A 12491-nucleotide genomic window follows, 5' to 3' on the forward strand; every position below is an offset into this window, starting at 1 on the left:
AGTTATTTATGAGCTGATATGTGCAAATGTATTATGTTTTCGATGGTCCTATCTATCATTTCTTCAGAAATATTTAAATGTGTCACCATTCTTACCGTTTTTGGTCCTGTAGCATTACACAGCACTCCGTTTTCGGCCAGGTGGTGGACCACACTTTCGGCTTTAATGCCTTCGGCCACTTCAAACAGCACAATATTGGTTTCGACAGGAAGTACTGATGAAACGTAACTTGCCTTAGACAGCGCATCGCCCAATGCTTTAGCATGTTTATGATCTATGGCTAACTTAGGAATGTTATGGTCTAAGGCATAAATACCGGCCGCTGCCAAAAAGCCCGCCTGACGCATACCACCGCCAAAGGCTTTCCTGATCTTAATGGCTTCCTTAATAGTTTCCTTTGAGCCCAGTAATACTGAACCTACGGGAGCGCCAAGTCCTTTGGACAGGCAAACCGATATGCCATCAAAATATCTTCCATAATCTGCGGCCTCATCGCCTGTTGCGGTTAAGGCATTGAATATCCGTGCGCCATCCAAATGCAGTTTCATTTCTTTGATGTTACATAGGGTATGGATAGGTTCTATTTGCGACAGCTTATAACAAGCGCCACCGCCCTTATTCACTGTATTTTCCAATACCACTAAACTGGAATTCGGATAATGAATGTTTTCCTCGTTTACTTCGGGCTCGATCAATTCGGGGGTAAGGATACCTCTTATTCCATTTATTAATCTTACGGATGCCAGAGAGTGATAGGCTATGCCTCCTCTTTCATAGCGATATACATGCGAGCCCTGATCGCAAATCACTTCATCCATGGGTTTCGTAAAACACTTAATGGCGATTTGGTTGGTCATTGTTCCTGACGGGCAAAACAATCCTGCTTCCATATCGAACATTTCAGCCAATTTATGTTCCAGCGCTTTTACGGTTTCATCTTCACCATATACATCATCGCCAACTTTTGCGGTCATCATTGCCTCTAGCATACCACTATCCGGCACCGTTACGGTATCACTTCTCAGGTCTATTTTCATCGCCATAAATTTTCTATACAATATTACTGAAGCGCTTTCAAATTATCATCAATATAAGCATAAAACTTACAGTTTATGCCGGCCGTTTTTGACCCGCTTTCCGGCCTAGAATTTTAAATTTGGATTTTAAAATAACAAGCGTAATTTAGCTTAGTGTTTATTTAACAATATCTTAACCTAAAAACACAAATAAAAAAGCGAAAAAACCTGCTTAGTTACCATTTAAAGGCAGAAAAAAAATTAAACAACCAAAACCAAAAAAATTAAATTTATGAGTAAAACGTGTACAAAAATGGCAGGATTATTTACTTTTATCCCGAAAAAAACGAATTAAGATGATAGTTATTGCAGATGGTGGTTCGACCAAAACCAATTGGTGTTTAATTAATGAGGCCGGTAGAAAAATTCTTTTCAATACGGAGGGTTACAATCCTTATTTTTCCAAAACTGAATACATTGTTCAGTCTTTAAAAAAGTCTCTTCCGGATCATTTAGAAACCGAGAAACTGACCGAAGTAAACTATTACGGTGCCGGCTGTTCTACAGAAGGCAATAGAAAAATCGTATCTGATGCTATGCAACAGGTTTTTCCAAATGCAAAGATCAACATTGGTCATGACCTTTTGGCTTCTTGCAGGGCTTTATTGGCCAACGAACCGGGTTTTGCGGCAATCCTAGGTACCGGTACAAATTCTTGCCTTTACGATGGTAAAGACATTACCTTAAACATCGATTCGTTAGGTTATTTTTTAGGGGATGAAGGCAGCGGATGCTTTATCGGAAAAAAGATATTGAGCGATTACATGAAAGGTTATATGCCTAAAGGCCTTAGAGAGAGTTTCTATGACAATTATGCTTTAACCAACGAGGATATCTTTGATCATATCTACAACCGACCGCTTCCTAATCGTTTTTGCGCAGGATTCAGCAAGTTTTTATACGATTATAAGGACAGCTACGAAGACTATACTTTCAATACCATAAACTATGCTTTTACTGCATTTTTTGATAACCTGGTTACGCATTATCCTAACTACAAGGATTACAAATTAAACTGCGTTGGCTCTGTAGGCTATAGCTTCAGAGATGTATTGAGCGTAGTAGCAGACAGGTATGAAATGGGCATCGGAAAGATTATCCGTTCTCCTATAGATGACCTTGTTGATTATCACTTGCATATCGCGAATAAGTAAGCACACTTGAGTTGATCATGCTTCCATAGTGCTTCTATAATGCATGAATACCTACCGCAGGGTTGCTACTTAGCAAAAAGGGTGTTGGCTCGGTTCATAAACCAAGTCAACACTTTCTCAATACCGACGCAACACCGTCGTACCTCCCTTTCAGGGCTCCTATCACATAGGAAGCACTAAGGAACCACACAGGAACCATTAGTCTGTATCCTACTCCCATCTACGTCGGAATATCATTGGAAAATTGACTTCAACAAAAATCTTAAAATTGGGGTCATAATTTTTCAAACAAAGTGTTGAACTTTATTCAGCTTTCAAAAGGCATCCAGTTTTTTTTGAATAACATATTTATAATGGTTTATTATTAAATTTTTCAAAACAAAAGGCTTATGCGTTCTCTTACCGAATTACCTTTACCATCTTCATCACATGCAAATCAGTCGCTTGACGAACTATGCGACTTTAGCAGGTTTTCTTTAAAAATGGCCGAAGCCAATTACATCACTTTACCGGAAGGTATTGTGCTGGTGCAATCCATAGATCATTACCTGGCCCGGATTCATTTATATGAATATAAAATGGATAACCATAGCATTCATGATATGGAAGTTACTGAGCCTTCCTTTTTTATGATGGCCATGCTAGAAGGTTGTTTTGTATTGTATAATGAAGCTGGAGAAACAATAGCTGAAGTTTCAGATAATTCCTGCAAGCTGATTTATTTAGATGCCGGGAAATATCAGCGCAGCCTCATAAGTGGTGAACACCAGATATTGTTACTCACTATCAAACCGGAATGGCTAATTAAAAAGTATGGTGCGTTGCAAGAGCTGCAGGAACTTGTAAATTGTTATAACCAGGGCAACCATCAAAGTTTTTGTCTGCCAGGCTTTAACATAGGCCAACAATTATTTAATGCACTTGGTAAATTGAATGTAGGGATTGAAGGAAGAGACATAGATATTGATATGCATATTTTTATCAAGGATTGCATCAGTAAATACCATCATAAATTACAGACAAAGATTAGTAATACTGAATATCAAGTAAATAAAGCAAAAGAAATTGGTGATTTTATCATGCAAAATTTTTCGAATAAAATAGTAGATGATGAGGATGCATTGGCCAAACATTTTATGACCTCTAAAATTACCTTAACCAGATTGGCGAAGCGTCACTTTGGGAAACCTTTGCATAAACAAGTTATAGAGCTGCGTATGCTAAATAGTTTAAAGATGCTTTTATCAACGAAAAAGACTATTCAGGAAATTGCGACTAACATTGGCTACGAGGATCCACATTACTTTAGCAGGGCCTTTAAAAAACAGTTTGGGCTCTCACCTAATGTAATACGCAGCTGCGCAGTATAAGTTAAAAAACAGGTGGACTTTACTTACATTTTAAGACTTTAAAATCGTTTTTTTTTGATCAGAAAATCCATTGGAACAGAAGAAATTAGTCCCCAAATTTGAATAAGCAAAACGAAACATCTATAAAAACTATACTATGAATTGCGCTAGTCAAATTTATTTAGTCATTCCAAAAGGTCATCATTCTACAGCAAGTATATATGGCTGTTTTGATACTGAGGATAACGTTGAAGCCTTTATTAATAGGTTTAAAACTGTAGCAGATTATGATGTAATTGAATTAGACCTTAACCCTAATTACAATAGTAATAAAAGCATGGATCCATATTTTATAAGCATTGGAAAAACTGACCCGGAGCCTTTGGTATTTTATATAGCGAGCTCAATTGATGAAGCTGATGATGCATACGCAGAAAAGTTTGAAGTTGTTTTTTGCAATGGCCAAAACATAGATGAAGGGGTATTCAATATGCATTTGTTTGCAATGGATAAACGAGTTGCCGTTGAAAGGGTAAAAATAGTGAGAGATGCTGTAATAGCACAAGGAGAATGGCAAGCTGCCTGGGAAAAACAACGAGGAAAGGTTGTTAACGCTTTAGAACATTAATGCAAGTATTTACCTGTACTTAAAACCTGAAAATTAACTGAATACACAGTCCCATTATATAAGTACTTTATTATTGTTTTTAAATCTAAAAAGGGCCGTGGGTTGCCCGATAAGGTTGACCCCGGTCTTTTTTCAAGTACGCAGTCTGGTTAAGGTTAATTATAATAATTATATGACTAAAATTATTAAAATGGAAACTACAATGAATAAACGAACACATTTTACTCTAAATGATAAAACAAAGCAAACGTTCATCTCTTTCGTATCCTTTTCATATATTTTCTTGTTTATGTATACAGCAAGTGATAAGCTCTTAAATTTTCCCGAATTCAAACAATTTATTAGTCTGCTAGATTCGATGAGTGTTGTAGGAGTATACATAGCATGGGCAATACCATTATCAGAAATCCTGATCTCATTATTGCTACTATTTCCGTATACAAGACTAAATGGACTTATAGCATCATTATGCATTATGGCAATATTTACAAGTTACCTAATATACATGAAATTAACAGCTGAACATGTACCATGCCATTGTGGAGGAGCAATTAGTCGTTTAACTTGGGTACAGCATATATGGTTTAACATTATGTTTATTTTAATGGCACAAATAGCCATTTACCTAACCGTCAAAAAGAAAAAATCTAATAATAACAACTTTAAAAGAACTGCTTTAGATCAGTTATCTTAAAATACTAAAAATACTTTCGCGCAAGTGAGGTTGAAGCTGTTCCTCCAAGAAAATACAGCATTAATTGAACCATTAACAAAAACAACATGAAAAATCTAATGTTTGGTGTTTTAGCCGTAGGATTGGCTTTAAGCACAAGTGCATTTACCAATGCATCTAAATTAAGTGGTGACCCAACTGAATTCGAGTACACAAATATTAATCTAAGTGCTCCAAATTCTACTAATCCAAGCGACTATCAATATCTTCCTTCAGCAGGTTGTAGTACTGCAACAAGCGTAACTTGTAAAGCACTTTGGTTACAACCAGATGCAACCACACCAATTGTAGGAAGTAACCCAACTGGCTCTTTCACTTCAAAAAGTGAAGAAGGAGTTAGAATCCTTCCTTAAAACCTTAATTTAGACCACCTTTTATTAAGGTGGTCTAAATTAAAATCTAAACGTTCATTTAAAAATATGATCATGAAAAATTTAATATTTGGCATCATTGCAATGGTAGTTGCCTTAAGCTCAAGTGCATTTACAAATTCAAGTAAATTAATAAATAAACAATTTGGTGCTTACTATGTATTTACAAATGTTAACATGCTCGCTCCTTACTCAACCTATGCAGTTGATTATCAATACCTACCGTTAGCAGGTTGTAGTACCAGCCTGAATGCCATCTGTGAGGCAGTATGGCTAGAACCAACCGATATTTTGCCTGCATTAGGTAGTCATCCGACTGGCACATATATTGAAGCAAGCGCAACAGGTTATTCTATTTATCCATGATCTAAAAGTTATCAATTAAATATAACCCTTATCAACTTATAAAGAGACAGCCGCTTTTTTAATTGCAGAGACCAATCCATCAACGCCATCATCTTTCAATTGGCCTTGATCATTACAAAAAATCTTACCGTTTCGATCTATTAAAAGTGGATGAGGATAACCTATCACATTCATCTGCTTTATTATAGGATGTTCTGCTTCTTTATTAGCAGTATAAAGATTAATTACAGATGGAGATGTATACAATTGACTGTTTAAGCCGCGAAGCCATTTTTCTTTATTGGAATCAACGCTAATACTTATAAATACAATATTGGGATTGTTCTTAAATATATTTTCAACCTTTGACAATACATTTTTAAAATAATAAGAACATCCACCACACCCCGTGAACCAAAAATCTATAAAAACCACCTTCCCTCTAAAATCAGAAAGCTTGACAATCTTACCTAAATCATCTTCTAACGTAAAATTGTAAGCTTCTGTTCCAACCTGTTGTTCTTTTAATAGTTTCGCTAAAGTGTTATAATAAATTTTTTCTTTAACAAATGTTAGTGCATCATTAACTAAACTGTCTGCATCTCTCTTATTTGCATTATTTAAAAGGTAATTTGTTATTAACCGTTCTCGCAATAATCCGTCATATTGGGTCTTTAACTTATCATACAGGCTTTTATCTGGAACAATATAACCTTCAAAATATGTCATATATAGTAATGCATCAGCATACCAGAAAGATTGAACCTGAGCTTTAATTGGGAAAGACAAAAACTTTTCAAAGGATGGAACTTTCGACTGGAAAAGTTTTACAAAATCGGTTTTATCCTGTTTGGACATTATTGATTTCCCATTAAAAAAAGGATAGTTAAATTTTATAAGAAAGGGTACAAAAAAATTAACTACATATTTCCCAACTAAATCAGCTTTCATGAGTTGATAAATATCAATTGGCAATTGATATTTATACCTTTCAAGTATTTTTAGCTGTCCAGATAATAGGTTCTCCATTCTGCCATAGCTAAAACTAAAACTATCGGCAATAGGCACCACACCGTTATTCAACCTTATAACACTACCATAATCAACCTGTTGTAAATAATTCTTATCTAATATTTCATTTGCATTGTTTAAGTCCTGTAGGCATTTAAGTTTCTCTGAACCTTTTCCATTAAAGCTAAATGTAATAGAATTATTTCCGAACCCACTTTTTTGGGGAAACTTGTGGGCCTCGATTATCTTTATTTCAATATTATCTCCTGGACAGCAAATCTGATATTCCAAAAGATTTATTTGAACATTATTCGTTATTTTAGTGAGTGTAAAATAAAACGGTTCTTCTAAAGAGTCTAACAAAAATCTAAACCTTTTATTTTTCACAACAGATACTACCCTCCCAGTGGAAGTAAATTTTCGAATTTTGTTTGAAACCGTATGCTCCCATATTGTTAGAGTTAAAGTATCAGCTTCCCCAATTGAATCGTATATTCCTGATATACAGACAACCCCCTTATTAATCAACTGTTTTTTGGGCTGAGCTTTAAGTAATTGAGGTAATATTATTACAAATCCAATAATTCCAACAGTTAAATATTTTTGATTTTTCATACCGATGATTTATCGTTGATTTTGTTCTAATCCAGTTATTAATATTTCATTTTGAGGAATTTCAAAGGTATATCTGAGATCATTAGGAGGTAATGTGTAAATCTCGCCGTTTAAATTCCTTGTAAGGGTTATTGCAAATCTTGGGTCTTTATTTAAACGACGTAAATCTGTCCATCGCAATCCCCTATAACAAAGCTCTTTTCTCCTTTCTATTAAAATTTTCCTTAATGCATCTATTTCGTCAACAGCAGCTATAGGCACGAAAGTCCCAGTTGCAAAACGCTTTAATAGAAGAGTGTTTAGATCCTCTAATGCAGCAATAGTCTTTCCAGTTCTTGCTTGACATTCCGCTCGGATTAAGTATACTTCATCAACAGCAAGACCATTAAAATGGATGGCTGATCCATTATAAGATCCTTTGAATATTTTTGTAGTTGAATTGAAAAATGCGCTTTTTCTTAAGTCATTATCGTCATAAGAGCTATATAAAGTTGGATCAACTAAACCCGATAATATAATAAGATTTACTCCATTATCCCAATTCAAAATAACTTCATTGTTAAATAATGGAATAGGCCTAGATGCACTAGTATTTAGAGTATTATAATCCAATAAAGTGTTATAAATCTGTAAACATGAGTCTGCATATTTTTTTGCATTTGGATAATCTTCCATTGTAGTATATATTCTTGCCAACATTGCGTATGCCGCCGGCAATGAGGGTCTTGATTTATACAAGGGGGTAACCGGCAATAAATTTCTAGCCGCTTTAAGATCCTCAATAATTTGACGATAAGTTTTAGCGACTGTTGATCGTATTAATTTATCGTTTAAGTTGCCAGTTAATCTTAAAGCAACCCCAAGATCATTTTCAGAAGTGCTTGCATCATAAGGTTTACAAAACTCTTGTGCCAAGATATATGTATCATAAGCCCTATTAAACAATGCAGTACCTTTAACATTATTATATGCAATATCAATTGGAGTAATTTTACTAATTCCTTCAAGTACTATATTATTTGCTAAAAGTCTCGCATAGCATCTATTCCAATCAGAGTTAGCAGTCCCTTCTAGCTGATATTTTGCCCAGACATAGACATTTTTCCCCTGCATATCTGCCGCCAACCAGTCAGCATATGAAACATAGTAATCATCCGTTGACATTTCTGCAAACGAACATGCTTGATTTGTGAAAAAGGCCGTATTATCTAAAAATGCTTGATAGTCAGCAATTGTTTTTGGTACAACTAAGGATTTATCAGGCTTAGCATCCAACCATTCCCGTTTACAGGATATTATTCCAAAACAGGCCAATAGGATTAATACATATATAGAATTTGTGCATTTAAGTAAATTCATGTTTTCTATTGTTAATTGTAATAAAATTAAAGACCTACCTTAACTCCTAATGACCACATTTTCGGATTTGGAATACCACCAGTAGGGTAATCAGGATCAAGACGTTCTTTATTTGCAGTCCATAATAGTCCAAGATTATTAGCATATAAATAAATTTGAATATGGTTAACAGATAAATAACGTAAATTCCGTTTGTCAAAATCATAACTTAGACTTACATCCTGTAACCTAATATGATCTCCCCTTTCAACTAATGCTTCAGATTTAGTATAAAAAGTCTCACGATTTGAATTGGCAGGGTATACCAATGAAGGAACATTTGTAATAGCCTCATCACCTGGCTTCTGCCAGCGTTTATAATACTCATCGTTTCCTAAACCAGATCTAAAAAGAACATCATAATTAAGCCCACTACGTATAAAATAATAACCCAATTTGTAGCTCACATTAACAGATAAACTGAATTGTTTGTATGTAAATCTATTATTAATCCCTCCGTAGAAGACTGGACGTGCATTCCCTTTAAATATTAGTTGGTCAAGAGTAAGCGGGTTAATAAAGGCGCTATAATCCTTACTAATGTTGCCAGATTGATCATAGCCTCTAGGATCTCCCGTTTGAGGATCTAGGCCAGCTGATTTAAGTGCATAAACCCCAAATACTGGTTTACCAACTACAGGTGATATGTTTAACGCACTTCCTGCCAATCCACTTGGTGTAATATTAGTACCTTTATAGGAGGTTACTTTATCCGTTGTCCAACTAAACAAGCAACTTGTAGTCCATTTCAGAGCTTTATCAATATTTTTAGAGTTTAGCTGAATGTCCATTCCTTTACCGCTTGTGCCTGCATAATTACCTTTTAGATCTGTTAGCCCACTTGTAGGTGCAAGAGTAGTAAAACCTATAAGATCAATACCTTTCTTGGTGTAGTATTCGAGTGAACCAGTTAAAATATCTCTCAATAGACCGAAATCTATTCCAACATTTATCATCCTAGTTTTTTCCCAACGAAGATCTGGGTTACCATAATTTGATATCGAAGCGTAATTTGCATTTGTATATTTTGCAGATGTTAAGTATCGAAATGTAGTTACTGCAGTTAAGGTCTTGTCTAGATTACCTTGAAATCCATAAGAGGCTCTAATTTTTAGTTGAGGTAACCAAGTTAATTTATAGAAATCTTCTTTGTCTATAGCCCACCTAATCCCAGTGGACCATAGTGGAACTGATTTTTGATTGGTATTAACTCCAAAATAATTACTTGCATCTATTCTTCCACTCGCTGATACAGTATATTTATCATTATAGGTATAAGCTGCATTTACAAAATAGTTAAGAAAACGATTAATAGAGCCAGAAGAACGCGGTGCTTCCCCAATCGTAGCTATTGAAATTCTTCCTGGGTTTAAAAGATAATTTGTATTAGGATCTACGCCTTTAGATGTTGCTAAATCATCATCATAGCCAAATAATGTATAACCGTTCCCATCAGCCTTAACCTGACTAAATTCGTAACCTGCAATTGCTGTAATGCTATTTCTATTAAATACTTTATCAAAACTTAATTGAGTTCTGAGACGGTTTGAGTTTTGTATAAGCCCCGCCCCTCTCAACACTCCTCCAATTGGTTGGTTAAATACTGTCACCAAACCATTAGTATTTACTGTGGCATATCTATTAATAGAACTTCTTGTGGCATAACTATCCAGAGTAGCGATATTTCTATCGGTACGCATACTGCGTTCATATTGATACTTAACAGCTGCACTAAAGCCTGGAATTATTGTAAACTTTAATCCCGTATTTAATCTAATATCTGTAAGTGTAGTATTTCCAGTGTTATATCCATTTTGCAATTCCTTTAAAGGAAAAAATTGCCAATTTAAAAACCCCTTGGATGGGGCATTTTGTACAAAAGCAGAAGAATATTGCCGCACAATCGCAAGGGGATTATTTTGATCGTCGGCCAATTGGGTATATGGATAAATAACAGTACCATTTGGTCCTAATGGAGCAATTTGAGATAATGTATTGTCAGTTTTTATATTGCTTTGTACATAATTCAATCCTAAAGTTAGTTCCAGATTAGGAATTGGGTTGAAGGCATTATCTGCGTTCAAGGTTAAACGATCATAAGGATTTCCCACGACAATTTTCTCATTTTTGTCATATCCTGCTGAAACAAAATAGCTATTTCGGGGACCTCCTCCACGTAGATTTAAACTGTATTGATGATTTACTATTCTCTGATAAAAGAACTTACTTAAATCATTTCGAACATCATTATTTCGCAATTTGTCAATTTGTTGATCGGCCTGTGCTTGTGAAAATGCTCCATTACTGGTAGATACTTGGTTAAGTAATACCACTACTGGGGAAAGCGGAGTATAAATAGAAGAGTTTACAGATGGGTTGTTCTGTAAAATATCAGCATTATATCTTCCTTTGGCAAATAGAAATTTTTCCAAATCAATAAAATTATTAGCATCCAAATAATTTCGGTCATAAAATAAATTCGGTTTATCACTAATCGTAAGATTACTATTTAATTGAATTTTTAATGGTTGATTTAGGCGGCCTTTTTTGGTTGTGATTACTATTACACCATTTCCAGCCTGTACACCCCATATTGACGCCGCTGCTGCATCTTTCAGAATTGTAACACTTTCAACGTCATTTGGATTAATATTATTAATATCACCATCATAAGGAAAATTATCCACCACAATTAAAGGATCATCATTGGCATAAATTGTACTTCTTCCCCTTATTGAAATTTTGGGCGTTTTACTACCTGTTATACCTGGACTGTTAAAAACCAAACCACTTGTTATTCCGTCCAACTTACTAATGACATCAGTGCTCACTCTACTATCAAACATCTCTTTGTTAGGCTGGGCAAAACTACCGGTTAATCGCTCTTTAGGAATATTCTGATAACCGGTGCTTACAATCCCAACCTCTTGCAGCTTATCTGAGCTTAAAACCATTCTTATTGTCCCCAGATTTTCACGCGCTTTAATCTCCTGTGTTTCATATCCTAAAAAAGAAATTATCAAGACTGCATCTTGGGTCATATTCTTGAGTACAAACTCCCCATTGCTATCTGTTGCTATGGCATTGCTGGTTCCCTTTACTTTTACTACAGCTCCTTCAAGAGGCTTATTGTTTTCGTCCACTAATCTACCCCGTACAGTAATAGAATTGACTATAGGATTAATATCGGGATTCTTTACTCTAATACCTATAGCACCACCAATACTAGTACTATTATTGATGATGGTATAAGTTACAGGCATACCTTCTAATGCCTTATCCAGAACTTCAGTAAGTGTAGCATTTTTAAAATTGGCATTTATAGTGTGGTTAGCATCAAAGGAGCTTTCTGCCCAACTGGAAGCATAACCGGTTTTTATTTTTATCACTTTTAAAAGCTCCACCAAAGTAACATTCTTTTTTACATACGTTATTTTTTGCCCATAGGTAGAAGCACTTACCTGCAACATGGTGGCTATAATGATAACGATGGTTAGGCGCATTATAAGCAGGATTTTATAGACATACCACTTGAGTATATCAGGTTTGTTGATATAATTTTTATACATTTGTTTAACTGTTCTAGTTTATAGTAATCCCTATTTTCTATGTGGCAGATATCGGCCAGCAGTGCTACGAACACTTCTGGCCTTTTTTTCCTGCTCCTATAAGCTTTATGCTTAACTCCTCGTTCGTAAAAATCGTTTCATGGCAATCCCTTTACTGTTTAGTATATTATAATATATTGATTTTATATTTTTCTCTTGTCTTCACTTTCCGAGGTAAGTTTGCCCCGTTTAATTGTTTTTTA

9 protein-coding genes are annotated in these 12491 nt (G+C 35.1%); 5 read left to right on the forward strand and 4 right to left on the reverse strand.

What is annotated here, in order from left to right:
- Positions 1 to 2: 2 nt before the first annotated feature.
- Positions 3 to 1037, reverse strand: coding sequence for a GntG family PLP-dependent aldolase (locus tag P0Y49_16520; protein ID WEK18395.1), 1035 nt, complete (start codon positions 1035 to 1037; stop codon positions 3 to 5).
- A 335-nt stretch (positions 1038 to 1372) separates the two neighbouring features.
- On the opposite strand from P0Y49_16520, the gene P0Y49_16525 reads away from it, so the two are divergent.
- From P0Y49_16525 to P0Y49_16545, 5 genes are all read left to right on the forward strand, one after another.
- Positions 1373 to 2230 (forward strand): N-acetylglucosamine kinase, encoded by an 858-nt coding sequence (locus tag P0Y49_16525; GenBank protein WEK18396.1) that lies wholly within the window; start codon positions 1373 to 1375, stop codon positions 2228 to 2230.
- Positions 2231 to 2619: 389 nt separating this feature from the next.
- Positions 2620 to 3600, forward strand: coding sequence for a helix-turn-helix transcriptional regulator (locus P0Y49_16530; protein WEK18397.1), 981 nt, complete (start codon positions 2620 to 2622; stop codon positions 3598 to 3600).
- Positions 3601 to 3736: 136 nt separating this feature from the next.
- Positions 3737 to 4207, forward strand: a complete 471-nt coding sequence (locus tag P0Y49_16535; protein ID WEK18398.1) for a hypothetical protein — start codon at positions 3737 to 3739, stop codon at positions 4205 to 4207.
- A 780-nt stretch (positions 4208 to 4987) separates the two neighbouring features.
- Entirely contained in the window at positions 4988 to 5293 is a 306-nt protein-coding gene (locus tag P0Y49_16540; GenBank protein WEK18399.1) for a hypothetical protein, read from the forward strand.
- Between the two features lie 72 nt (positions 5294 to 5365).
- Positions 5366 to 5677: a hypothetical protein gene (locus P0Y49_16545; GenBank protein ID WEK18400.1), complete on the forward strand. Its 312-nt coding sequence runs from the start codon at positions 5366 to 5368 to the stop codon at positions 5675 to 5677.
- 36 nt (positions 5678 to 5713) lie between these two features.
- Here P0Y49_16545 and P0Y49_16550 read toward each other — a convergent pair whose 3' ends face one another.
- Genes P0Y49_16550 through P0Y49_16560 form a run of 3 tightly spaced genes read right to left on the reverse strand, consistent with a single transcriptional unit; the run spans position 5714 to position 12249 of the window.
- Complete coding sequence (locus P0Y49_16550) at positions 5714 to 7282, reverse strand: TlpA disulfide reductase family protein (protein ID WEK18401.1); 1569 nt, start codon at positions 7280 to 7282, stop codon at positions 5714 to 5716.
- A 9-nt stretch (positions 7283 to 7291) separates the two neighbouring features.
- Positions 7292 to 8641 carry a RagB/SusD family nutrient uptake outer membrane protein gene (locus P0Y49_16555; GenBank protein WEK18402.1) on the reverse strand — a complete coding sequence of 450 codons (1350 nt, stop codon included), beginning with the start codon at positions 8639 to 8641 and terminating at the stop codon, positions 7292 to 7294.
- Between the two features lie 26 nt (positions 8642 to 8667).
- Entirely contained in the window at positions 8668 to 12249 is a 3582-nt protein-coding gene (locus P0Y49_16560; protein WEK18403.1) for a SusC/RagA family TonB-linked outer membrane protein, read from the reverse strand.
- Between the last annotated feature and the right edge of the window lie 242 nt (positions 12250 to 12491).

Origin of the sequence: Candidatus Pedobacter colombiensis (assembly GCA_029202485.1) — a bacterium.
Taxonomy (GTDB): domain Bacteria; phylum Bacteroidota; class Bacteroidia; order Sphingobacteriales; family Sphingobacteriaceae; genus Pedobacter; species Pedobacter colombiensis.